The sequence below is a fragment of the Paenibacillus sp. PL2-23 genome (genome assembly GCF_040834005.1).
Taxonomy (GTDB): Bacteria; Bacillota; Bacilli; order Paenibacillales; family Paenibacillaceae; genus Pristimantibacillus.
The window spans coordinates 4,950,271-4,976,545 of the sequence record NZ_CP162129.1 but is presented as its reverse complement, the minus strand read 5'-3'; the positions used below and the strand labels follow the sequence as shown (position 1 = coordinate 4,976,545).

The window sequence follows — 26,275 nt, the reverse complement described above, 5'->3', positions numbered from 1 at the left end:
CGGTTACGGCAGGATAGAGGCGTTATCTTTCTCCTTCTTGGGCCAGAGGGTGAAGCTGAAGCTGTACAAGAAGTCGATGACGATAACGACAGACCAGATACGCAGGATGCTGAGCAAGCTCTCGGTACGTGAAGCGTCGTCGACATACTGAATCATGCCAACCAGCACAATGCCGCCAATGACCCAGGCCAGCAGATGATGGAGCCACATACGGCGCTCATAGGCTGCGTGCTGGGGGCCATGCTTCGGATTGGGGATCGGAGCGGGTCCGCCTGCGTAGCGGTGTGCAAACCGGATGTCGGCCCACTTAATCATTCTATGACCGTACGCGATGGATACGCCGATATAGATCGCGGATATGCCATGCATAATTGTTGCGGTGGTGCCGTTCTGAAGGTCGATTACCGTTGCGACGATGAGGAATAGATCGACGACCGGCGTAAGAAAGAGAAGAGCGGCGCCAAGCTTGGGAAGGCGAAGCAGATAGCGGGTGGCCAGGCCTGCAAGCACAAGCACCCAGAAGGCTATTTCACAGCCAATAATGAAGACGGTTATCATGAGATCTACTCCTGACGTGGAATATGAGTATTAAGCTTATCTCGTAGAATCGTGTTAGGGATCAAGTGAATATATAGGAGTTCTCCTGCAAGCTCGACAATCGTTTGCGTTACGATAATGGCTGCAACTAATGTGCTCCAAGGATCAGGCAAGGCTAGGGCGAGAGGCAGCACCACCAGAGAATTACGTGTCCCTGCACTGAATATCACAGCCCGTCCTGACGCTATGTCCAGCCGGAAGCCTTTTACAATTACGCGAGCAATGAACGGCATGATGATCATGAATGCGGCATAGATCGGAACCACCTTAAGCGATAACGGCAGATATCAGAATGTGGTTATCTAATGGCGTCATAGCATTTGGGGTCAATAAACCAAGTCCAGCTGCCAGTATTAATATGACGAGATAAAGCCAAATTTGATTTTGCTCAAGCGTCACCCTAGTGAACATGCTGTGTTCTTCTCCTATCTTTACAATCCCTATTCCATGGTAGTCATACGTTTGCCGATCGTCAAGGTTGAAAAAATGGTGCAGATTTCTAACACGTTAATAATGTTAACTCTTAATGTTATTATTTCAACCATATAGTAATGATGAAATGTATAGTAATCTATCATGTTAGATAAGTTATTGATGAGAAAACGCAAATATTTGATTGCGTTTTTCCATTTCATTCTATAATATAAATAGAAGTTGAAGAAGAAACCAGGGCGATAATGGGTATAATCGGATAACTTTTATAGGATCGATTCGCCTTGATAATAGGAGGATATTAGGAATGATGAAGGTAGGCATCGTCGGCTACGGCAACCTTGGCAAAGGTGTCGAAAAAGCGATTAAACAGAATCCAGACATGGAGCTTGTGGCTGTCTTCACTCGCAGAGAGCCGGAGCAGCTGGCGACGGGCGAAGTGAAGTTCGAGCATATCTCGGCTGCTGAGCAATATATAGGCAAGATAGATGTTATGATTCTATGCGGAGGCTCGGCGACGGACCTTCCAGAGCAAACACCCTTCATGACCAGCATGTTCAATACGGTCGACAGCTTCGACACTCATGCGAAGATTCCGGAGTTTTATGACCAGGTGCACGCTGTAGCGAAGCAAAACGGGAAATTAAGCATTATTTCCACTGGCTGGGATCCAGGCTTGTTCTCATTGAATCGATTGTTAGCCCAAGCGATTCTGCCGGAAGGAACGGACTATACGTTCTGGGGCAAGGGCGTCAGCCAAGGCCACTCGGATGCGATTCGCCGCGTTCCTGGCGTGAAGGCAGGCGTCCAGTACACGGTTCCCGTACAGTCGGTCATCGAGCGAATTCGGACAGGCGAAACACCTGATTTGGCGACACGCGAGAAGCATTTGCGCGAGTGCTTTGTAGTGGCTGAGGAAGGCGCTGATCAGGAAGCTATCCGAGAGACAATTGTATCGATGCCGAACTACTTCTCCGATTACGACACAACGGTTACGTTCATCACGGAGGAGCAAATGCAAGCCGAGCACCAAGGCATGCCGCATGGAGGCTTTGTCATCCGCAGCGGCATCACGGGAGCTGGCACAAAGCAAATTATCGAGTTTGGGCTTAAGCTGGAGAGCAATCCCGAATTTACGGCAAGTGTCTTGGTCGCTTACGCGAGAGCGGCTAACCGCATGAGCAACGAGGGGCTAAGCGGCGCTAAAACGGTATTCGACGTGCCATTCTCTTATTTATCTCCCAAATCACCCGAGGAGCTCCGCCGCGAGTTGCTGTAAAATGGCATGGGGTACAGTGTTGCAGACAAGGTCTGCCTGCCTCGTGGGTTCAAATTCTAAAGCTTCTTATACATCAGAATGGTACGACGAAACATCATCCTTTCGACTCCCTGGTCATGACAGCATACTGCTGATGACTAGGGACGAGAGGTTTTTTGTTTTTTTGCGATAACAAATTGTGAATTCGTGGCTTTCAAGCCAGGGTGAAAGGGAATGTATTCACCGGTTTAGACTTGATTGTTTTTCTGAATAGATAATATAATGAACTAGCAACCAATGAAATCGATTTACAAACAGGTCACCAATACCAAAGAAAGTGACTTCAACAGTTAGAAGGTAGAGGGATATGGATACAAAAATTAAAGACGTAGCGAAGATGGCAGGTGTATCTCCTGCTACAGTCTCAAGAGTATTAAATGATAGTTCGTTAGTGGCTGAAAGTACAAAGCGTAAAGTGAAGGAAGCCATTGAACAAATGAGCTACCATCCGAACGCGACGGCCAAATACTTGAGGTCTCAAAAAACGATGACGATAGGTGTTATTGTCTCTGACATTAATGTGTCCTACTATGCAGAAATCGTAAAAGGCATAGAGAATATGGCTTATTCGAGAAAATACAAAGTAATTATTTGCGATGCACAAAATCAAAAGGAAAAAGAGCTGGGGTATTTGGAATTATTGCTGAATCGAACGGTAGATGCCATGATTCTGATTACACCTATGCTGTCAGATGAAACGATTAAGGAATATGTGAATAAAGGTTTTGTGATAGGTTTGATTGGCAGATATCTGGATCATCCGAACGTGCCATGCAGCTTTACGGATAATGTGAAGTTTTCCAAGCAAGCCCTGGAACATCTTATTGAAAGAGGGCACCGGAATATTGCTTACTTAAGCGGCTACCCCGATGCGATTGACAGCTATGAGCGTTTGGAAGGTTACATGAAGGCGCTGCGTGAGCATAATATCCCGTTTCGTCCGGAGCTTATTGAAAATGGAGACTTTAATGAAACGGGCGGTTATCACGCATTTAAAAGAATGGTTGAAAAAAAACTATCCTTTACCGCGATTTATTCAGCGAACGATGAAATGGCTCTCGGGGTTTATAAGGCCTGTGCAGAGCTCCATATTATGATACCGGAGCAATTGGCAATCGTAGGAGTAGATAACAATAGAATTAGCAAGTATATTTCTCCGCAGCTAAGTACAGTTAATCAGCCTAAATATACGATGGGTGCTTTGCTGGTGGAGAAAATCATTGATCAGATTAATGAAAATCAATTTGTCAATCAACGTGTCTTTAAGGTTGATTCAGAATTATTGATTCGAGGTTCCTCCGATTTCAAGGTTCTAAATGTATAGAAGACAAGAATTATTGGCAGCAATAAACGCTTTACGGCAGTAAAGGCAACCGCTTCGAATGGGATTCGCAGCGGTTGCTTTGTTGCTATGTGTGAAAAAGCTATACCAAAGTAAAAAAAGCATTGAAAACGATTTCAGCAGGTGTTACTCTAACATTAGGCATTTATGAAGAGCATACTTTATACACTAAAATGAAATCGATTTCACTCGTCATACTTTAATAAGGAGGTGAACTAGGTCTAATCAGTGCAAACCAATAAAACGGAAAGGAAGTGAGAATTTTGACATCATGGATTCACTTTAAAAAGATGACGAATGTATTGCTGGCCTTGCTGTTAGTGCTTTCTGGATCCTTTATCACAAATGCTTCTAAGGTTGAGGCCGTTGGAGAAACGGTTAAGGTTTGGGTGACTACGGGAGATCAAAGTAAACTGCTGCAGAGACAGGCAGATGTTAGCTTTGGTCCAGACCTCGGCTCGCATTCAACAAAAATCACGGTAAATGAGAATACAGCCTATCAAACGATGGACGGCTTTGGGGCTGCAATGACAGGTTCTTCTGGTTATTTGATGAATCAAAAAATGTCCAGTCAGCAAAGCAATCAGCTCCTGAATGACCTGTTTACAGATAGTGGAATTCGAATGAGTATGGTTAGGCATACGATTGGGGCTTCTGACTTCTCAAGAAGCAGTTATACTTACAACGATATGCCGTCTGGCCAAACGGATCCGAGCTTAAACCATTTTTCATTGGCACAGGATTTGAATGATGTCGTACCCATGCTTCAAAAAGTAATCGCAAAGAACTCCAGTATTAAAGTGCTTGGCTCTCCCTGGAGTGCTCCGGCTTGGATGAAGAACAATAATCATCTAAATGGCGGTAAGCTGCAGGCCCAGTATTATGATGAATACGCCAATTATTTTGTGAAATATATCAATGCTTATGAAGCTTCAGGGATTCCTGTTTACGCCATTACGGTGCAGAATGAGCCCTTACATGAAGCTGGATATCCATCTATGCGAATGGAATCCATTGAACAGGCGGATTTTATCAAGAATCACCTGGGTCCAGCATTCAGCAACAATCATATCTCGACTAAAATTTTAGCTTATGATCACAATTGGGATCGCCCGGATTATCCGCTGGGAATTCTAAATGATGCACAAGCGAAAGCTTATGTAGCGGGCTCGGCTTTTCATTGTTATGCGGGAGACCCATCGGCACAAACAACGGTGTATAACAGCCATCCGGATAAAGGGGTCTGGTTTACGGAATGTTCAGGAGGCGCTTGGTCCACAGACTTCGGCGCCAATCTGAAATGGAACGTATCCAACTTGATTATTAAATCGACTCGTAATTGGGGTAAAAGTGTACTGCTTTGGAACCTGGCTTTGGATCAGAATCATGGTCCAATTAATGGCGGCTGCACAAACTGCAGAGGGGTCGTCACTATTGATCAGAACGCGGGAAGTTATCAACGTGAAGTTGAGTATTACGTTATTGGTCATGCAAGTAAATTCGTGGATCCAGGCGCGGTGCGAATTGAAAGTAATACCTACGACGGCGGCATAGAGAGCGTAGCCTTTAAAAATCCTGATGGGAAGAAAGTCTTAATCGCTCTTAACAATGGATTAGCAAGCAGTACCTTCAAAGTGAAGTGGGGAGCTCAAGCGTTCACATACACTCTCCCAGCCGGAGCGGTGGCTACCTTCACATGGGCTGGCAATCAGAGCGGCGAAGGTGGCGGTGGCCCGGCAGTTGAACTTGATGCCTTCAGTCGGATTCAAGCCGAGAACTTCACAAGCATGAGCGGCATTCAAACAGAGGCCACTTCTGATACGAACGGTGGACAAAACATTGGATGGATTGATAATGGCGACTGGACTTCCTACGCTGGTGTGAACTTCGGTTCAGGAGCAAATAGCCTGGATGTAAGGGTCGCAAGCGGAAACGCGGGCGGTGTTATTGAAGTCTATCTAGATAGCATGACTGGTTCACCTGTCGGCACTTGTAATGTGCCAGGCACTGGAGGCTGGCAGACCTGGACGACAGTGAAATGCGGCATAAGCGGCGCAAGCAATACGCACAATCTGTATTTGGTGTTTGTCGGCGGCTCAGGCGGCTTAATGAATGTGAACTGGATTCAGTTTTCTAATTCAGGGACAGGAGGCAACGGAGGCGGCTCACAGGAGCCTGTCGCCATTGTTTCTGGAAAGACATATAAAATTGCATCCAAGCAAACCGGAAAAGCGTTAGATATTGCCAATCAATCGGCTTCAAACGGAGCCAATGTTCAGATATGGGCTTACACTGGCGGCAGTAATCAGCAGTGGATTATAGAAGATGCCGGTGATGGTTATTACCGAGTGCGATCGATTTATAGTCAGAAGGTGCTCGATGTACAGGATTGGTCAACCTCTAACGGGGGCAATATTCAACAATGGGAATGGGCAAACGAAGACAACAAAAAATGGTTGATTGAGAATGCTGGAAATGGTTTCTTTAAGCTGACAAACAAATACAGCGGCAAAGTGCTAAATGTCAATGGTGCGTCCATATCGGATGGGGCTAATGTCAACCAATGGGATTGGTCCGGCGCCGATAATCAGCTGTGGCAAATTGAATTACTCAATTAGCACTAAGGGTATGAATGTGTTCAAACATAGGCGGTCCTATCGGCCGCCTCCTCAGAATTAGAAAAGAGATATAAAGAAAAGAGATGGAGTCGAATGGGAGTTACCATACAAGAAGTTGCCCTGCATGCAGGAGTTTCTGTTACCACAGTATCCAGGGTACTAAATAACAGTCAGCAAGTGAAAGAAAAAACGAAGATTAAAGTGCTTCACATTATTCAGGAGCTCGGTTATCATCCCAATGCAACAGCTAAAAGTTTGCGGAATAAGAAAACGATGACTCTCGGTATCTTAGTGCCCGATATCAATGTCTTTATTTTCTCTGAGTTTATTAAAGGAATTGAGAGAGCCGCACAAAGTCAAAATTATAATGTTATCATCTGTGATGCGGATAATAACATGGTTAAGGAACATGAATATTTAGCTCTACTCAAGAATCAGACGGTAGATGCCTTTGTGCTGGTATTCCCAACGATATCGGATGATCTGATCAAGGAATATGCGAATGAGGGATATCGGATGGCCGTTATTGGAAGGATCATTGACTGTCACAATATTCCTTGTTGTGTGACGAATAATGTGGAATTCTCGAAGGAAATTATCATGCATTTTGCGAAACAAGGACATACAGACATTGCTTTTATTAGCGGCGGACAGCATTCAAACGATAGTATTGACCGATTAGAGGGGTACATTCAAGGATTGAAGCTAAGTCAGCTTCCTTTTCAACCGGAGCTTATTGAGGATGGAGCGTTTAATGAAAAGAAAGGTTATGAGGCGTTTAAACGCATATATAACAAAAATCGTAACATCTCTGCCGTATATGCGGCGAATGATGAAATGGCTATTGGAGTCTACAAGGCCTGTCAGGAGCTTGGCTTAAGGATCCCAGACGATATCGCGGTGATCGGCGTTGATGATAACAGAATGTGCAAGTATGTAACGCCCCCCTTAAGTTCAGTAAAACAACCGAATACAGAGATGGGGTATTTGGTTACTCAGATGTTCATAAATCAATTAAATGAAGAGCTGATCAAGGAAAGAGTAATTATAAAAGCTTCTCAAATTTTCTATCGAGATTCTTCAAATAAATTGATAGCCTCTTATTGAAATCGATTTCATCCAATGCTATAATAAAGCAGAAAAAGGGATTGAAAATCTAATATAAGTCCGAGGGTATAGAAGTTGAAGTCTTTTTGCAAAGAATGAAATCGATTCCAGACCTTGGGTGATATGACGAAGAGGCGGTGGTTTTGGGCAGAGGAAGAGACAATGGCACCAGAAAAGATTGGATTTGTGAATTCATTTATTGGAGGGGTTATACGTGAAAAAGACAATGAAAATGATGGTAGTTATCGTTTTAGTAGCCGTATTAGCTGCTTGCGGTGGAAACAATAATAATGCTGCTGGAAACAATGAAGCTAATGGCAGCAACAAGCCAAGCAATGATGCTTCTCAAGAGACGAAGATTACGCCTGAAGAAGTTGAGTTCTGGGTATATGAGCCTGAGACACAAGAACGTAAAGATGTATTAGTTAACTTGATTGCACAATATGAAGAGCAATCCGGTCATACCATCAATACAACTTTTATTCCCAAAGATGATTTCAATACAAAGCTAAACAGCTCCATTGTTGCAGGTCAAAATCCAGATGTTTCTTATTTGGATCAGCCGCTGGTTCCTAAGTTTGCAGAAGACGGCGTGCTGTTGGAGCTTGAAGCCTACGCAAATGGTGAAAACGGTATCAATAAAGAGGAGTTTTATCAAGGCGCATTAGGTACGGTAACAGTTGGCGGTAAACTATACGGCTTGCCGCTAAACCAAACAACAGTTGCATTATTCTACAATAAAGATTTGATGCCAACTCCACCGCAAACGTGGGAAGAGTGGGTGCAGGCATCCAGTGAAATCTACAAAGCTAATGAAATTGCAGCATTTGAAGGCTTAGGCACTGGCGGTTGGGGTGCATGGCTGCTTCCGGCATTGGTACACAGTGGAGGCGGCACGATGGTGAATGACGAAGAAACAGCTGCAACCTTCGGCAGTGAGCAGGGTATCGCAGCAGTTGAGCTTGTTAATCAATTGTTAGAGTACTCCGATAAGGCAGTTCGTGAAAGTAATAATGCATTCGGTAATGGTCTTATTGCAACGAAAATCAGCGGACCATGGGAAATGGGCGGATTCAAAAGCAACTTTCCAGACTTGAATTATGGCGTAGCTTTAATTCCACACGCTGAAGGCCAACAGTCCTATTCTAACATTGGCGGCGACGACCTTGTTATCTACGAAAACACAAAGGCGCCTGAAGCAGCTTGGGATTTCATTAAATTCTTAACAAATGATCAAAATTCTATCTTAATGGCTGATGTAACTGGCAACTTCCCTGTTCGTCTTGCTGCAGCACAAGATCCAAAGTTCTCGAATGATCCAGATCTAAGCGTCTTCTTGAAGCAAATGGAAACGGCAGTCGCAAGACCAACTATTACAGAGTGGTTAAAAATCAATGACGAAATCATCGGCAAGGCATTAGAGAAAGTATTCATTGGCGAAGAGGATGCGTCAGATGTAATGAAAAAAGCAGCAGAAAATGCTACTCAAATTATCAATCAGTAAGTTCACTAGAGATGAAACGAGGAAATCAACTCCTGATTTCCTCGTTTATTTAGATGGGAGATCGGGTGAGACGAATGAAAAACAATCGCGAGCAAGTACGCATAAGGAAAAGTCTCCCGGCTTGGTTGAAAAGCGAAGCTGGCGCAGGTGTTTTGTTTATTTTGCCTCTAATTTTATATTTCCTTGTGTTTCAATTATTGCCTATGATGATATCGTTTGGTGTGAGCTTTACAGAGTGGAACTTGCGTACGGACCCCAAGTGGGTTGGTCTTGACAACTACCAAAACTTGTTGACGGATGATGTGCGTTATCCAGATTTCTGGCCTTCTTTGATCGTAACCCTAAAATACATTATATATAGTGTGCCATTAGGGATATTCATTGCTTTAGTGCTAGCTTCTGTGCTGAATTCGAATGTCAAAGGCGAAAGCTTCTTTAAAACCGCCTATTATATACCTAATATTACTGCGGCAGTTGCGGTTGCTGCGATGTGGGTTTTTTTATTGGATCCCAAATTTGGTCTGGTGAATCAGCTTCTTGAGAAGATCCCGGGGTTGGATCAATTCTCTACCACCTCTTGGCTCGCAAATGAAAATACTGCTCTGCCTGCTCTTGGCGTCATGGCGATCTGGGGCGGTCTTGGGTACAATGTGTTGATTATCCTGTCCAGTATGAAGGGTATTCCAGATGATCTGTACGAAGCCTCCCGCATCGACGGAGCCAACATGCTGCAGCGTTTTTTTAAGATTACGTTACCGATGATCCAGCCTACTATATTCTTTTTAATTGTGACTGGATTGATAGCCTCTTTCCAAGCCTTTGATCAGATGTACTTAATGACGAAGGGCGGACCAAACGGTTCAACGACAACTTATTTGTTCAGTTTATATAATCATGCATTTAAATACTTTGAGATGGGAACGGCTGCTGCGATGTCTTACTTGCTACTATTGGTTATTTTATTGGTCACTTGGATAAATTTCAAATTTGTGCCGCAGCGCTTTGATGAATAGGAGGGGATGACAACGATGGCTGTGAAATTTAAAGAACGGATATTCACCTACCTATTCTTATGGGTTTTTGTAATCATTTTGATTTTCCCTTTTATCTGGTTGCTGTCATCTTCTTTTAAGGAAAGCAGAGATATTTTTTCGCCAGTATTCTCGTTGATTCCAAGAGATCCGGATACAGGTGAATTTACATTCACATTAGAGAATTATAAGAATGCTTTTAATCGAATGAATTTTTCTGTATTGTTTCTCAACACATTTTTAGTTGCAACGGTAAATACAATAGCGAATACGTTCTTCAACTCATTGACTGGCTACAGCTTCGCTAGATTACGCTTTAAGGGAAGGGATTTACTCTTTAAGGTGATCCTGACCTCGATGATGATCCCGGGCACGGTGCTGCTGGTCCCGAATATGATCATTGTGAATGAATTAGGCCTATACGATCACTTGGGTGCTTTAATGATTCCTTTTATCATGTCGGTTTACAACATCTTTTTGATGCGTCAGCACTTCCTGACTCTGCCTCGTGAGCTTGAGGAATCTGGTATTGTGGATGGAGCGAGTTGGTACACTGTGTTCTGGAAAATCGCCTTTCCGCTTGCAAAGCCGATTGTCGTCACATTGGGGATTTTCACCTTCATGTGGAATTACAACAATTTCTTGTGGCCTTTGGTTGTCATCAATAGCCCGGAAAACTACACAATTGCGCTTGGGTTAGGAGCTCTTCTTTCGACATTAAAGCAAGCTGAGAATTACCCCATCATGGTGGCATCCTCGGTAATTACTGCCATTCCTCTAATCATCATCTTTATATTCTTTCAAAAGCATATTATGAAAGGCATTAATGCTGGTGGAGTGAAAGGTTAGATTGGGAAAGGGAGTTTAAGGATGAAGAGTAAATGGTTTGTGATCGTATTGATTATATTTCTGACAGCGGGAGGGGTCTACATGATGATACAGCAATCGAACAATACAAAGCAGAAAAACATATATACAAATTTAAATCCAATCGAAGACAGCGCAGAGGGACCTTACCTCCAAACAACATTATCATTAAAGTCGATTGATAAAGTTCAAATTCCATTTCAGAATGGTATACCTGTACCAGCGTTTGAACCTCAAGAGAGGCAAGTTATAACCCTGAACGGAGAATGGGGAAAAAAGCGGTTTGATGCCGATCATGATCTAACGATGGCACCAAGAGATCAAGCCTGGCTGGAAAAGCTGGAACAGATAGAAGGACAGTTCTTGAATGACAACGGTGAGGCTTGGAGTACGCATGTGATTCCAATGCCGGAAAATCAACTGAGCGGGAGGGAGGAAGCGCACGCTGCTGAGACCTATGAGAATGGTGTTTGGTACAAAAGAAGCTTTAACTATGAACGTGATGGCAGCGATCAGGTTGTCACTCTAAAGCTGCTTGGTGTTAGTTATGTGGCTGATATTTGGGTGAATGGCAGCTGGATTGGCTATCATGAAGGCGGCTTTACACCATTCGCCTTTGATGTGACGCCATTCCTGGAGGATGGGGAGAATCAAATTCGAATTCGTGTAGACAACCCGCCATGGGGGAGTCGTCATGAAGTCATTCCTGCGCTGGCCTCCACCGACTTTTTTAACTATACAGGAATTTTGCAGGACATCTATTTGGAAGTAACCAACGCAGTTCATATGTCTAGAGTGGATGTGGTTCCGCTTGATACAAATGGGAACGTGAAAATGAATGTTGTTGTGGAAAACCGAGGTCATACAGAGCGCACCTTACATTTAGATGGGGTATTCTATGAATCGGACTCGAACTCCCCTAATTTTCTAACGGATCCAAGCCCTGCGGCCAGCTTGGGTGCACAAGCGGCAACTAGTACGCCGATACAGCAAGAGCTAACGATTGAGCCTGGAACAGTCAAGGTACTGACCTTCAAGCTGACCATTAACAATCCCAAGCTATGGTCAATATGGGAGCCCAACCTGTATGTAGCTAAGCTGATGCTTGTGGATAAAGAAGACAAGCAGGTTTCAGATGTTTTCTATTCCCAGTTTGGCATTCGTACACTTGGGACGGATCAGACCCAAATCTTGTTGAATGAAAAGCCAGTCTTTCTAGCAGGTATGGCTAGACATGAGGAATGGCCGAGCTTTGGAAGAACTGCCAGCTGGGATAGAATTCTTACGGATCTACAGCAAATCAAGAATCTAAATGTCAATATGGTACGGACGGGGCATTATCCCAATCATGTATACACCTATATGCTTCTGGATCGTTTAGGCTTGACAGCTATGAGCGAAATACCATTATGGCAGTTTGAAACGATCCATTACAAATTGCAGAATACTCGTCAATTCGCTGATCAGATGTGGCGGGAGATGGTGTTCTCTCAATATAATCGTCCGTCTGTGATTATGTGGAGTACGCAGAATGAGTCTAAGGATGTTCAATTAAGGCTTGAATATAATAAGCGTTTAGTTAAGGATTTGCATGAGCATTATGATGATGGACGTCTAATTACTCAAAGTGCAGCAGCAGATCAGCCCGGCTTTAATGACCCTTCAATGGAGCCGCTTGATGTAGCGGGTTGGACCATGTATTTTGGAGTTTTTCATGGAAGCACGTATTATGAGGGGACTCGACTCTTTCTCGAAAAGGCTCATCGTGCGTTTCCGGATAAACCAGTACTAAATACCGAATATGGACATTGGACAGGAGATCGGGATGTGCTGGAGGCTGAGCAGGTGAAGGCATATGATGCCATGGTTCAGGCACTGCTCGAAAAGCGAACGGTTAACCCGGATGGAAGCAGGAATGCAGACGGTTATGTAGCGGGGATTGATTTCTGGATCATGTATGACTGGTATGTTAACCACAATCAATGGATAGATACCTTTGGCGCTTATCATATGGACCGACAGGAAGAGAAGAAGGTTGTGAGTATCATACGCGGGGACTATGGCAGGGCGATCTCAGGCAATCGAGGTCTTGCAAGTGGGGCTGACCTGCAGCGGGATCTGTTATTGTATGAGGGAGAGGATGCATTAAACCACTTGTCATTGGATTCAATAGAAGCTAATTTAGCCGCTTATGAGTATTTAAATATAAATGTGTTCAGTGAGCAGTCTACAAATGGCGTGGATGTTATTCTTGAGGATCAAGCGGGGAATAGCTGGACCTATGCGTCTTTCGACATACTAGCCAAAACCTCGTATCCGATTTATATTCCTCTATATCGAGCAGAGGGGATAAACCTGTCTGAAGTGAAATCGATTACAGTGAAATCACGTATTGCTGAGGGTTTGAAAATAGAAAGTATGAAGGCCACCGTATCTGGGGCAAAGAGCTGGATGCCAAACTAAGCGATTGCAGGCGTAGACTATTGGTGAAATCGATTCCATATTATAAGGAATAGAAAGGTGGAAGGTGAATATGAAACGATGTATTTATTTTCTTTTATGCTTTTCTCTGGCTTTTACAATGAGTACCGGATTAGCCACTAATAAGACATATGCTGCAGGAGAGCAGGTAAACGCTTGGCTAACTACAGGAGATCAGAATAAACTGTTGAACAGGGAGGCTGATCTCTTCTTCTCGGCGGATACAAGCCCGATGGAACTCACGATTAATGTGGATGAAAATGTCACTTATCAAGAGATGGACGGCTTCGGCGCTTCCATGACAGATTCGTCAGCATGGCTTTTATACACACAATTAGATGAGGCCGCAAGAAACGAGGTTATGCAGCAACTGTTCGATCGATCCACTGGCGCAGGCTTCAGTTATGTTCGCATTCCGATGGGGGCAAGTGATTTTACGCAAGCGGATACTTCTTACACGTATAATGACATCCCCGAGGGCGAAACTGATCTTGAATTGAGTCGATTTTCGATTCAGTATGACAAAGCCTATATTATCCCGATTCTAAAGCAAGCGTTAGCAATAAATCCAGACCTGAAGTTCATGGGCTCGCCTTGGAGTGCTCCTGCTTGGATGAAGGATAATGGTTCGCTGTATAAAGGGAAATTAAAGCCAGAATATTATTCGGTTTATGCACAGTATTTTGTGAAATTTATTGAGGCTTACGAAGCGGAAGGCATCCCCATTGATGCAGTAACGCTGCAAAATGAGCCGCACTATGAACCTAGCAATTATTCGGGAATGCGAATGGAGCCAGAGGATCAAGCAGCATTAGCAAAGCACTTGGGTCTTGCATTTGAGGAAGCGGGTATCGATACCAAAATTATTGTTTGGGACCATAATTGGGATGAGCCAGAATACCCAATCGAGGTTTTAAACGATGCTGAAGCGAAATCCTATATCGATGGTACAGCTTTTCATGGTTATGCAGGCGTAGTGGAGAATCAATCGCTTGTTCATGATCAGCATCCGGATAGAGGCATTTATTTTACTGAGAGCTCTGGGGGAGAATTTGCTCCTAACTTCGGAGAAAATCTCGTCTGGGACGTTCAAAACTTAATCATTGGCGCCACTAGAAACTGGGCTAAGACATCCCTCAAATGGAATTTGGCCCTGGATGAAAATCATGGACCATATATTGGGGGTTGTGAGGATTGCAGAGGCGTGGTGACTGTTGACCGTACAGCTAATGAGGTCTTGTACAACGAAGAATACTACGCTTTCGGCCATGCAAGTAAATTTGTTTCGACGGGTGCAGTTCGCATTAAGTCTAATACATTCGGTAATGGAAGCATTGAAACCGTTGCGTTTAAAAATCCTGATAATTCGAAGGTGCTCATTGCACTGAACTCATCCAAAGAAGCAAGGTCGTTTAAGGTTCGCTGGGGTAGTCAAAGCTTTACTACCTCGCTGCCGGCAGGTGCAGTTGCTACTTATACCTGGGATGGTACACCTGCAGGAGATCCATTCATAACTCCTTATAGTATTGTTCAAGCAGAGGATTATGACGCCATGAGCGGTGTTGGCACAGAGATTACCTCCGACAATGGGGGCGGACAATTAGTAGGGCAAACGAATGACGGTGATTATATCGCCTTTAATCATGTAGAGTTTGTAGATGGAACAGCGAGTGTGAAGGTTCGGGCTGCTACAAGGCAAGATGCCAGCATAGAATTTCGTTTAGACCGGCCGGATGGAGAGCTTGTGGGCAGTGTTAGCTTATCTGATACAGGCGGCTGGCAAACCTGGAAGACGAAATCAAGTTCTATTGACGGGGTAAGCGGTGTTCATACTTTGTATCTCGTTTTCAAAGGCTCTGTGAATCTAAACTGGTTTCAATTCAGTAAAGATTATTTGCAAGACACGTTAAACTACCTTGAGTACAATGGTGACTTTGAAGCAGGGGACCTATCAAGATGGAATGGCTGGAGCCCAGAGGGCCAAGCTTCTGCGCATAAGGTTGACGCTAACGAACCGAGAACCGGTGAATATAAGCTGTCTCATTGGTTAGGAGAGGCCTATCAACAAACTAGCTATCGTACAGTTAAAGTGCCGAATGGAACGTATAAAGCATCGGTGTGGCTGCGTAAAGGCTCTGTGATTGAGACTAGGTTCGATGTGAAAAATTATGGTGGGCCGAATCTATCGGTTGACGCAGGGACTGAGTATATCGGCTCGTGGAAGGAATTAATAATTGATAATATCCATGTGACGAATGGGCAAGTAGAAGTTGGAGTTTACTCCAATAGTCCGGCGGGAGAATGGGCTGCATTTGATGACTTTGAATTAAAACGTGTAACGACGAATGCACCAGCTTCTCCTGGGAATGAAGGAGTTCCGGCAGCACCCACAGCTGTCACGGCTTCCATTGATGGCGGTTTTGAAGCCATCATTAATTGGGAACCGTCTGAGCATGCGGCAGGCTATAAGATTTATCGTTCCATAACGGATATTCCGTACGCAACGGTTACGAACGATGTTTACTTAGAATTTGCTGAAGTTAGTCTGACTTCAGCGGATGTCACCTCTTATAGGGATTCCGGGCTGCAAGGGAATCGAACTTATTATTATGTCGTTACGGCATTTAACGCGGATGGCCAATCGTTGGTTTCGCCTTCAGCTCACATCGTTACTGCATCTGGCCATGATCTGACGGCACCTGCAGCGCCAACACAGCTTCAGGCTGTGGCAGGCATCGAAAGTGTGGAGCTTGTATGGGAACATAGCTTAGAAAGTGATTTTCTGAAATACAATATTTATCGCAATGGGGAGCGTCTTGCTTCCGTCGACCCGGTAACGCAGACCCAGTATACCGCTTCTGGATTGACACCGGGGTTGAGTTATGAGTTCACTATCACAGCAGTTGATAAGTATGGCAATGAATCGCCTCACAGCAGTACAGTGAGTGCAGCCCCAAATGCATCGGGCATTAAGCTTGCATTCGAGAATTTAGATTTCGAGTCTGGTACTCTCGAAGGATGGAATGAGTGGCACCCGGGAGAGCAGCCTGCCGCCAACTTTGTCGATAATGACAGTCCTAGAGGGGCATACAAGCTCACGCACTGGGGACCAGAAGATTACTTGCAATCGACTTATCGTACCTTGCAGGTGCCGAATGGGACTTATAAAGTGCAAGTGTGGGTAAGAACAGGCGGCGGGCAAAATACATTCCAGCTGGAAGTGAAAAATTATGGCGGCGAGCAGTTGAAGAAGGATTTAAGGTCAGCTGACGGCGGCAAGTGGACGCCGTTCTCTATTAATCACGTTCAAGTAACTAACGGTCAGATGGAGATCGCAGTGTTCTCAGATGCGAAGGCTGGCAATTGGGCTGCAATTGATGATTTTGAGATTTACAGCTATGCACCTCATGCTCCAACTGCATTAATCGGGGTCGGCGGCGAAGGTCAAGCCTCGCTACAGTGGGCAGCTAACTCTGAACATGATTTTGCAGCATATAGAGTGTATCAGGATGGCGTGTTCCTTCAAGAGCTTACCAGCCGAACCTATAACGTTACAGGATTAGAAAATGGTCAAGCTTATGATTTTGCCGTCAGTGCTGTAGATACAGACGGTAACGAATCGATGAAATCAGCTATCTTAACATTGGTTCCCAATGAAGTGGTGGCATTTGAAAACGCGGGCTTTGAGCTTGGTGATCTGACAGGATGGAGCGGCTGGGATAATAGCGGCAATGCTCAGTACGTGGATGATGGAGATCCTCGTACAGGAACATACAAGCTTACACATTGGGGCAGTACGGATTATATGCAGACCACTTATCGTACTATTGAACTTGAGAACGGTAAGTACCAAGCATCTGTTTGGGTACGAACAGGCGGCGGTCAGAATGCTCTTCGCTTGGAAGTCAAGCAGCATGGAGGTGTCGAGCAGCATATAGATTTGTTAAGTGCATCCTCTTCCGAATGGACGCTCTTTGTCAGCGAGCCTTTCGAAGTGACAACAGGTAAAGTTGAAGTTGCGCTCTATTCCGACGCGACAGGCGGCAATTGGACCGGGTTTGACGATGTGCAATTAATTGCTGCACCTGAAGAGATTGTAGAGCCGGAATTGCCAACGACTTATCACCTATATGGAGGGGTGAAGCTGAATGGTAACGAAAAGGCTAATACTGTTGTGGAGCTCGCTGATGAAGAAGGGGTTATTCTCTATTCTGTATCGTACGGTACTGAAGCAGAAACGATATATGGTGTCATGGATCTCAAAGATGATCAGGGGAATATCGTTAACGATTATGTGTATTACTACTTTAATGTACCAAGCGGAACATACTCTATCAAAGTCAGTAACGGCATTCAGAGTGATTCTATAACCGTTGTTACTCGTGAAGGCGGTGTAATTATTGACCATATGTATGTCCAGCAGGTTGAGGAGATGGTGCTCTCTTCACCAGCAGATCCTAATGGATATGCTCCGGTTGTTATTGTTGAGGAAGATAAACAAGTGATTAGTAATCCTGTGGCTAAGGATGGGAAAATTGCAGTAACGATTGCAAAAGGCAAAAAGCGGGTGTTGCTTCCAGCGAATGCAACGGCAATCGACGGCAAAAATGCTTTGAGCCTATCGGCAGAAAACGCACAAATAGAAATTCCTGCAGAGGTATTAGAAGCGCTAAAGGCTCTTGGGAAAACGGAGCCACTACGAGATGCACAAATAGCTTTCAGCATGGACTTGGTTGATACGGAACAAACCAAACGTCTTATGGCTCAAGCGAAGTCCAAATATAAAGCGAACGTTAAAGCGGCTGGTGAAATCTACGAATTTAACTTATGCTTGCTGACGAAAGACGGTAAGGAATTGAAATTGATTGCGTTCATACAACCGATCAAAATCAGACTGGCTGTTAACAGTGAAGCAGATCCTGATCTATTAGGCATCTATTATGTTGCGGATGACGGAAGCCTTGCATATGTTGGAGGTCAGCTGTACAATGGCGTCATGACAACAGAAGTCACACACTTTAGTAAATATGCGGTGCTTGAATACGACAAGACTTTCGAAGATGTCAATGTGAAGTACTGGGCTCATGATGTGATTAAACTTATGGCGGCGAAGCATATTGTTGCAGGTAAAAGTGAAACGGAATTTGCACCGAAGCAGTCCATAACAAGAGCAGAGTTTACGGCATTACTTGTGAGAGTTCTCGGTTTAGAGGCAGCGCAAAAAGTGAGTTTTAATGACGTAGACACTTCTGAGTGGTATGCAGAAGCAATTGCAGCAGCCTATGAAGCGGGTATCGTATCGGGTTACAGTGCGGATAGATTTTCGCCGAACGCATACATTACACGTGAAGAAATGGCGATGATGCTTGTCAAAGCTTATGAGGTTAAAGCTGGAAAGATGGTCACAGCTTCCACTGAAGCAGGCTTTGCCGATTTTGCTTCTGTGCATACATGGGCTCGTGATGCAGTTAGTCTTGCAGCTGAGCTTGGCTTTATTCAAGGCCGCGGGCATAACCTGTTTGCTCCACAGGCTGAGGTAACACGCGCGGAAAGTGCACAAGTTGTATCAGTGTTATGGCAACTATAGTGTTGGAAATTGCTATTCAGAAGATTGTATAGGAAATCTTCACCTCATGACTTAGAATCACAATTTTCTGCAAATTAGGGTGTTGCCAAAAGATGTTCCTCTTTCGTCCCTCCAGCCAACAGAGCTTTATTGTTGACTGGGGACGAAAGGGGTTATTTTAGTTCAGGAGGGATTGAAATGGAACAGAGCTCTAGCGGCCACACATTTGCGCATTTGGATAACTTTTTGGCATTGGACCTGCGCGTTGGCACCATAATAGAGGCAATGCCATTCCCGGAAGCGAGGAAGCCCGCGATTAAGCTTATGATTGATTTGGGCGAACTCGGAATTAAGCCATCCTCTGCCCAGATCACCTATAGATATACTCCGGAGCAGCTGATTGGGCGACAGGTGGTGTGTATTGTTAATTTTCCGCCCAGACGAATAGCAGGGTTTAAATCCGAGGTACTGGTCTTAGGCGGAACTCCACAGGAAGGAGATGTGGTGTTATTAAGGCCTGATGCCCCAGTTGCCAATGGAACTCCTATTGCATAAGAGGGGCTAAATAATAGAGGAGATACAATATGAATAGTCTAGTTGAAAAGCTCGGGAGTATTGAATTGGACCATCCGTTTCCATATGGGGATATCCATCAATTACTGGAGGATTTTCAAACCAATTTTCAAAACCTGCAAGAAGATGAAAGTTCCTTGATTGCCGATTTTAATACCTATTGCATGAACATAGCGGGGTCTCGAAGCTACGTATTAACGGGGAGCTTGTTCAAAATTCCAAGGAGTCAACAGAACATGTTGAAGTATTCCTTCTTCGAAATGTTCCCACAATATCAGTTTTTAGAGGGAAGGATAACGACGTATCAACAATTTTATCGCGAATACAGGAGCTTCGAAGAGGCAAGGTCGCTTCTGCTGCGGTTTCTTGCAGGTGCTAAATAGTTTTCCGAAGAGGAGAGAGGTAACTTGGCTTATTCTGTCGAATTTATGAGGTAAATGAATCGACAGTGGAGGTTGTCATCCCATGAAACGTAATAAAAAGCCGTATTGGCGCAAGTCGTTATCCATCATGTTGACTATGCTTCTAATCAGTACCTATTGGCCTCACTATTCCGTTCAAGCCGCTCCAGCGTCAGACCTGGTGAGCTTCACGCATGATTACGATTTTGCAGGATCTACGGTCACAGCCGGTCAAGGCGGTTCGACTGCGATTCCAGGGATAACACTGCAAATCACGAGCGGCGATGGTTACAATTGGAGCTACGAAACACCCTATGCTCCAGCGTCTGGAATAGCTGCAAGCTATCTTAATAGTGCGTCTTCCAATTTAATTGCGATAAAAAGTGCAGACCCCGCGATCAACTTTGATTTTCGATCTATTTTTATTAGTGATTATGGCGGCAGTGCCATTCAAGTAACCGGCTACGATAATGGGGCGCCAACAGGCACCGTGCAACTAGATACGACTCAAAACGGCTGGCAGAATACGTTTAATAAGAGTAACGGATTAACGTCGTCTTTTTTTGAAAATGTAGATGAAATACGTATAGCGCCCCAAGCAAATCAAGAGATGTGGATTGCCATTAACAATATAGAGATTGGCAAACCGGTTGTAACGTTTGACTCCTATTACAGCGGAACCTATGTGAGCTTGGTGAACGGCGCTCCGAAAGCTGCAGATCAGGGTTTAACGGCATTAGATATTAAGGGGTATGACTTCACTGTTTACTCATCGAACGATGCTGAGGATGTAGATATCGGCATTGAACCGTTCACAGCTGAAACGCCCCTGTTATACGCCAGTTCGCAGAATGGTGTAACCAATTTGACGCATGTTGATGTATCCAGACATGACGGAAGAGCATTTAATCTTTATGTGGTTGATATTACGATTGATGGTGTTAATGAAGCGGGCAGCGCACCTGTGGAGTTGATAGGCTACCGGAATGGGAATCCGGTACCGGGCGCAATATTATCGCAGACGATTTCTAATGCTTCGAATCCAAATGTGACCTTAACATCCTTTGATGTTTCGAGTAATAGTCATTTTATCGGAATTGATGCCTTCAGGATTCTGCCGAATGATAGCTACACGCTCAGTGGTGCTATTGGCATCGATAACTTATTAGCCGTTGCCAGTGAAGCTTTGGCACCGCATATTGATGCACATCCAAGCAACTCGGCCATAGCGGCAGGGGAGAACACGACGTTCACGGTAACGGCGAGTTACGCAACGGGCTATCAGTGGCAAGTGGACACAGGTTCGGGCTACACGAACATCACAAATGGCGCGCCATATAGCGGCGCAACAACGTCCACGTTGACCATAACGGGTGCCACGTCCGCCATGAACGGCTATATGTACCGCGCCGTGGTGACGGGGGCTGCAACGCCAGACGCAACGTCGAACGGAGCTACACTGACGGTGAATTCGCCGCCAGCGATAACGTCACATCCAAGTAACTCGACGATAGCGGTAGGGGAGAACACGACGTTCACGGTAACGGCGAGTTACGCAACGAGCTACCAGTGGCAAGTAAATACGGGCTCGGGCTACACGAACATCACGAACGGAGCGCCATATAGCGGCGCAACAACGTCCACGTTGACCATAACGGGTGCCACGTCCGCGATGAACGGCTATATGTACCGTGCCGTGGTGACGGGGGCTGCAACGCCAGACGCAACATCGAACGGAGCTGTTCTGACGGTGAATTCGCCGCCAGCGATAACGTCGCACCCAAGCAACTCGACGATTGCGGCAGGAGAGAATACGACGTTCACGGTAACGGCGAGTTATGCAACGGGCTATCAGTGGCAAGTGGACACGGGCTCGGGTTACACAAACATCACAAACGGAGCGCCATATAGCGGCGCAACAACGACCACGCTGACGATTACGGGCGCTACATCCGCCATGAACGGTTATATGTACCGTGCGGTGGTGACGGGGGCTGCTACGCCAGAGGCAACATCGAACGGAGCAGCACTGACGGTGAATTCGCCGCCAGCGATAACGTCGCACCCTAGCAACTCGGCCATAGCGGCAGGAGAGAACACGACGTTCACGGTAACGGCGAGTTATGCAACGGGCTACCAGTGGCAAGTAAATACGGGCTCGGGCTACACGAACATCACAAACGGCGCGCCATATAGCGGCGCAACAACGTCCACGTTGACCATAACGGGTGCCACGTCCGCCATGAACGGCTATATGTACCGTGCCGTGGTGACGGGGGCTGCAACGCCAGACGCAACATCGAACGAAGCTGCGTTGACGGTGAATTCGCCGCCAGCGATAACGTCGCACCCTAGCAACTCGACGATTGTGGCAGGAGAGAATACGACGTTCACGGTAACGGCGAGTTACGCAATGGACTACCAGTGGCAAGTAAATACGGGTTCGGGTTACACAAACATCACAAACGGAGCGCTATATAGCGGCGCAACAACATCCACACTGAGCATTACGGGCGCTACATCCGCGATGAACGGCTATATGTACCGTGCCGTGGTGACGGGGGCTGCAACGCCAGACGCAACATCGAACGGGGCTGCGTTGACGGTGAATTCGCCGCCAGCGATAACGTCGCACCCTAGCAACTCGACGATTGTGGCAGGAGAGAATACGACGTTCACGGTAACGGCGAGTTACGCAATGGACTACCAGTGGCAAGTAAATACGGGTTCGGGTTACACAAACATCACAAACGGAGCGCTATATAGCGGCGCAACAACATCCACACTGAGCATTACGGGCGCTACATCCGCGATGAACGGCTATATGTACCGTGCCGTGGTGACGGGGGCTGCAACGCCAGACGCAACATCGAACGGGGCTGCGCTGACCGTTCTATCTACGCCGGAAGCGCCGGTTCTCACATCATCCGGTGCTAATGGGAAGGTATCGCTGGAATGGAACGCTGTATCGCACGCTACCGCATACAAGGTCTATCAGAGTGATACTGCTGGAGCGCATGGCGTAGAAGTAGAAAGTGTGCTTGCTTCCGTAACAGAGGTTGAAATTGAGGGCTTAACGAATGGTACGACCTATTATTTTGAGATTAAATCCGTTAACGGCAGCCTGGAGAGCCCTTATTCCAATCAAGTCTCAGCGGTGCCAATGACGGTGCCAGCTGTGCCAACGGATGTAAGCGCGGTTGCGGGCAACGGTCAAGCCACCGTTACGTTCACACCTCCTTCCGACAACGGAGGCAGCCCTATTACGGAGTACGAGGTTGTGACGATGCCGGGCAATCTGGTACTGACCGGAACGGCAAGTCCAATCGTTGTCACGGGATTGATGAACGGGACTAGCTATTCCTTTACCGTCAAGGCCAAAAATGCGGCTGGCACAAGTGCTGCCTCTCATGTAACGAATACTGTTGTTCCATGGGCTCCAATCGTCATAGATGGCGGTGCCTCTAATAACGGAACAGCTGCTGTCGGTTTAGGTTTGGTTAACGGGAAAGATATGAATTTTGCAAGGGCTGCCAGTAAGACGGTCCAAGGACAGACGGTAACGACTGTTACATTTGACCAGAACAAATTGAAAGACAGCTTGATCAAGGAAGGCGAGAACGCCCGTGTTCAATTGGGGCTCACATCCAAGCAGGATACGGTGATTGTGGAAATGAACGGTCAAATGTTCAAGGATATCGAGGACCATCAAGCCATTCTCGAGATTCGAACCGACAAAGGCAGCTACTCGATAAAACCCGGACAAATCGACTTGGAAGCCATATTCCAGCAATTGGGGAATTTCGCTTCATTAGACGAAATTAAGATTCAGATTGAAGTATCCGCTCTGCCAGAAGCTTCGCTGAACCATTTGGTTGAAGTATTGGATGCACAAGGGCTCTCGATGGAGGCTTCACCGCTTCAATTCGAAATGACGGCGGAGTACGAGGGTGTTTCTGTTGAGGTGTCTACCTTCGACACTTATGTAGAACGTTCCATCATTCTACCGGAAGGAACTGATCCTGCACGAATCACAACAGGTATTGTTGTGGAGAAGGATGGGTCGGTCCGGCATGTGCCTACTCAAGTAACAGTTGAAGGGGAAAGCTATGCAGCCGTTATTAACAGTCTGACTAACAGCGACTATGCGCTGATATGGAACCCCATTACGTTCCGCGACGTCGAGCGGCACTGGTCGCAAGCTGCGGTCAACGACATGGGCTCGCGAATGATTATTGAGGGCACGGATCAAGGTATATTTCTACCTGAGGATGCCATTACCCGTGCTGAATTTGCGGCAATCATTGTACGGGGCTTGGGAATGAAGCTGGAGAACGGAAAGGATATTTTTACGGATGTAGCGTCAGATGCTTGGTATAATGGTGTTATCACTGTTGCCCATCAATATGGATTAATTCTTGGTTTTGAAGACGGCACCTTCAAGCCGAATGAGCGTATTACGCGCGAACAAGCAATGGTCATTCTCGACAGAGCTATGCGTATTACGAATTTGCGTGCCGAGTCTGAAGATCAAGAAGCTATCCAATTATATGCCGACGTGAAAGAGCTGTCCGATTGGGCGTTGAGCGCTGCGTCGAATACCGTACAGGCGGGCATTGTGAAGGGTAGAAACGATATGCTGCTGGCACCGGATGATTGGGTGACCCGTGCGGAGGTTGCCGTCATGATTCAACGCCTGCTTATCCAGTCCAACCTCATATAGGGCTGGGTGCACTAGCCGCTTTGAGGATCCGCGGATGGGTCAGTCAAAGCGGCTGTTTTTTTGGTAATGTGCTGTACAACAAACGAGGTGAGCGATATGCTGTTCTCTCAGCATCTTGGAAAACTGCAGCAGGAAGGAAGATGGAACATGGTCGTTATTGATGCGGTAGTAGGGGCAGGCAAGAGCACGCTCATGGATATTTTGGTCAAGGAGAGAGGGCTTATGCCCTTTGAGGAGCCGGTGGTGGATAATCCGCTGCTGGACAAATTTTATCACGACCGCGAGCGCTACAGCTTCAGCCTCCAGATTTTTTTCTTAAATCAACGGTTCCGCCATATTAAGGAAGCCTCGAAGGTCGACCATGCGGTATTGGATCGCTCGATTTACGGGGACCTGATTTTTGCCCGGATGCTTCATGACAGCGGCGACATGTCGACCGAGGAGTTCAAGCTATATATGGACCTTTTCGAGAATATGATCGAGCACTGCAAGGCTCCGAGGCTGATGGTATACTTGGAGCTGTCGGTAGACGGTGCTATTGCGCGCATTCAGAAGCGTGGCCGAGACTACGAGCAGATCGTGGAACGCGGCTATTGGGAGAGGCTGAATCATTATTATGCCGAATATTTCGAGCAATACAGCGCTTCGCCCCTTCTGAAGATCAACGTGGATGGCATCGACTTCGAAAATAAGGAGACAGATCGCCAGTACGTGTTATCTCTCATCGACGCGAAGCTGGCGGAGCATAGGAGAACAACATGTCCTGGAGCAAATTGAAGCAGCAGCTGGAGAGCTTTCTCAGTCCCGCCTTGCAGGGCAGGGTGACGTATCTGGCCACCAGCTACCGTTATGTGCCGGATAAAGCGGGGTTATGCTACCTGGCTGTGGATCATAAGAAGATATTTAATATGAACGACAAGACAACCTCCATCCGGTGGTATCAGAATGAGATAGAGATCAAGAACGACCCCGCCATCCAAATCCCAGTCACCAATGAAGAGATTGAAGCGGTCAGAAAGACTGGCAAGGGAGCCATTCCGGAGGAGCGGCTGGTTGTCATGGCAAGAGGCCGGAAAGCCTCGGAGCATGCGAAGGAGCTGATGGCCGCGCAAGCGGCATTAAGCAAAACGGATTTTACTGTTGCCGCGCAGCTTTTTTTATCCACCTCCATAGAAGAGAGCCTGGGAAGCCGGGACATCTTATTGAATATATTCGCTTTGGTAGACAGACGCGTCGGCAAGAAGCGGCTTCAGAATATGAGCGAGATCATGAAGCTTAAGCATCCCGTTGTGCAATTTTTCTACGAGCTGCGACTGGGCATGCTGTAGCCTAATGCAGCGCCAGCCAGGCTCACGCAAGTCCGGGGGGCTTGTGTGGCCGCAACAGTCGTTTCGTCCCCCCAACATAGTGAATTGCCCCGTCACTCCCGACGGGGCTTTTGCCTTATAATAGGATTACATGCAGGTGAAGGTTATCCACGCAGTCTTGCCGAAGGCGTCCGCTTGAGACAGGCATTCGGCTAAGACATGAAGCCGAGTCTGGGGCAAGCGCCGAAGGGGCTCCGGAGTGTGGAAGGCTCAGGAGCGGGTGACGGCTGGAGCGCGGCTTTGGATGCAGAAGGCCGTCCCGTGGTGACGCTGCTGCGTGATGGAGTGCGCACAAGCTTCCGGATGCCGGAGTAAGGGTCAGAGTAGAACCAAATATGGAGGAGGGCA

At 46.2% G+C, this 26,275-nt stretch carries 16 protein-coding genes and 1 pseudogene; 15 read left to right on the top strand and 2 right to left on the bottom strand.

What is annotated here, in order from left to right:
* Positions 1-3: 3 nt before the first annotated feature.
* Both AB1S56_RS22015 and AB1S56_RS22010 read right to left on the bottom strand, forming a co-directional pair.
* A complete protein-coding gene (locus AB1S56_RS22015; protein ID WP_340873339.1) occupies positions 4-558 on the bottom strand; it encodes a hypothetical protein in 555 nt (184 codons plus the stop codon).
* 5 nt (positions 559-563) lie between these two features.
* A pseudogene (locus tag AB1S56_RS22010) lies at positions 564-875 on the bottom strand (arsenic resistance protein); the annotation flags it as partial.
* Positions 876-1,327: 452 nt separating this feature from the next.
* On the opposite strand from AB1S56_RS22010, the gene AB1S56_RS22005 reads away from it, so the two are divergent.
* The 15 genes from AB1S56_RS22005 (at position 1,328) to AB1S56_RS21935 (ending at position 26,242) form a co-directional block, all read left to right on the top strand.
* On the top strand, positions 1,328-2,308 hold the full coding sequence (locus tag AB1S56_RS22005; RefSeq protein WP_340873361.1) for a diaminopimelate dehydrogenase: 981 nt from the start codon (positions 1,328-1,330) through the stop codon (positions 2,306-2,308).
* 346 nt (positions 2,309-2,654) lie between these two features.
* Entirely contained in the window at positions 2,655-3,671 is a 1,017-nt protein-coding gene (locus tag AB1S56_RS22000; protein WP_340873340.1) for a LacI family DNA-binding transcriptional regulator, read from the top strand.
* 281 nt (positions 3,672-3,952) lie between these two features.
* Positions 3,953-6,307, top strand: coding sequence for a carbohydrate-binding protein (locus tag AB1S56_RS21995; RefSeq protein ID WP_340873341.1), 2,355 nt, complete (start codon positions 3,953-3,955; stop codon positions 6,305-6,307).
* 93 nt (positions 6,308-6,400) lie between these two features.
* Positions 6,401-7,414: a LacI family DNA-binding transcriptional regulator gene (locus tag AB1S56_RS21990; RefSeq protein ID WP_340873342.1), complete on the top strand. Its 1,014-nt coding sequence runs from the start codon at positions 6,401-6,403 to the stop codon at positions 7,412-7,414.
* Positions 7,415-7,628: 214 nt separating this feature from the next.
* Positions 7,629-8,918: an ABC transporter substrate-binding protein gene (locus AB1S56_RS21985; RefSeq protein WP_340873343.1), complete on the top strand. Its 1,290-nt coding sequence runs from the start codon at positions 7,629-7,631 to the stop codon at positions 8,916-8,918.
* 74 nt (positions 8,919-8,992) lie between these two features.
* Positions 8,993-9,931 (top strand): sugar ABC transporter permease, encoded by a 939-nt coding sequence (locus AB1S56_RS21980; RefSeq protein WP_340873345.1) that lies wholly within the window; start codon positions 8,993-8,995, stop codon positions 9,929-9,931.
* Positions 9,932-9,946: 15 nt separating this feature from the next.
* Positions 9,947-10,798: a carbohydrate ABC transporter permease gene (locus tag AB1S56_RS21975; protein ID WP_340873346.1), complete on the top strand. Its 852-nt coding sequence runs from the start codon at positions 9,947-9,949 to the stop codon at positions 10,796-10,798.
* Between the two features lie 81 nt (positions 10,799-10,879).
* A complete protein-coding gene (locus tag AB1S56_RS21970; protein WP_340873347.1) occupies positions 10,880-13,279 on the top strand; it encodes a glycoside hydrolase family 2 TIM barrel-domain containing protein in 2,400 nt (799 codons plus the stop codon).
* A 70-nt stretch (positions 13,280-13,349) separates the two neighbouring features.
* The gene (locus AB1S56_RS21965; RefSeq protein WP_340873349.1) at positions 13,350-18,884 is read left to right on the top strand and encodes an S-layer homology domain-containing protein; all 5,535 of its coding nucleotides are present in this window, start codon (positions 13,350-13,352) and stop codon (positions 18,882-18,884) included.
* A gap of 177 nt (positions 18,885-19,061) precedes the next feature.
* Positions 19,062-19,418: a chaperone CsaA gene (csaA, locus tag AB1S56_RS21960; protein WP_340873350.1), complete on the top strand. Its 357-nt coding sequence runs from the start codon at positions 19,062-19,064 to the stop codon at positions 19,416-19,418.
* A gap of 29 nt (positions 19,419-19,447) precedes the next feature.
* Entirely contained in the window at positions 19,448-19,819 is a 372-nt protein-coding gene (locus tag AB1S56_RS21955; protein ID WP_340873352.1) for a YxiJ family protein, read from the top strand.
* Positions 19,820-19,901: 82 nt separating this feature from the next.
* Positions 19,902-24,560, top strand: a complete 4,659-nt coding sequence (locus AB1S56_RS21950; RefSeq protein WP_367903394.1) for an S-layer homology domain-containing protein — start codon at positions 19,902-19,904, stop codon at positions 24,558-24,560.
* A 147-nt stretch (positions 24,561-24,707) separates the two neighbouring features.
* A complete protein-coding gene (locus AB1S56_RS21945) occupies positions 24,708-25,337 on the top strand; it encodes a deoxynucleoside kinase (RefSeq protein ID WP_340873355.1) in 630 nt (209 codons plus the stop codon).
* Positions 25,319-25,888, top strand: coding sequence for a hypothetical protein (locus tag AB1S56_RS21940; protein ID WP_340873357.1), 570 nt, complete (start codon positions 25,319-25,321; stop codon positions 25,886-25,888). The genes AB1S56_RS21945 and AB1S56_RS21940 overlap by 19 nt, the downstream gene beginning before the upstream one ends.
* A gap of 198 nt (positions 25,889-26,086) precedes the next feature.
* Positions 26,087-26,242 carry a hypothetical protein gene (locus AB1S56_RS21935; protein WP_340873358.1) on the top strand — a complete coding sequence of 52 codons (156 nt, stop codon included), beginning with the start codon at positions 26,087-26,089 and terminating at the stop codon, positions 26,240-26,242.
* The last annotated feature ends 33 nt before the right edge of the window (positions 26,243-26,275 follow it).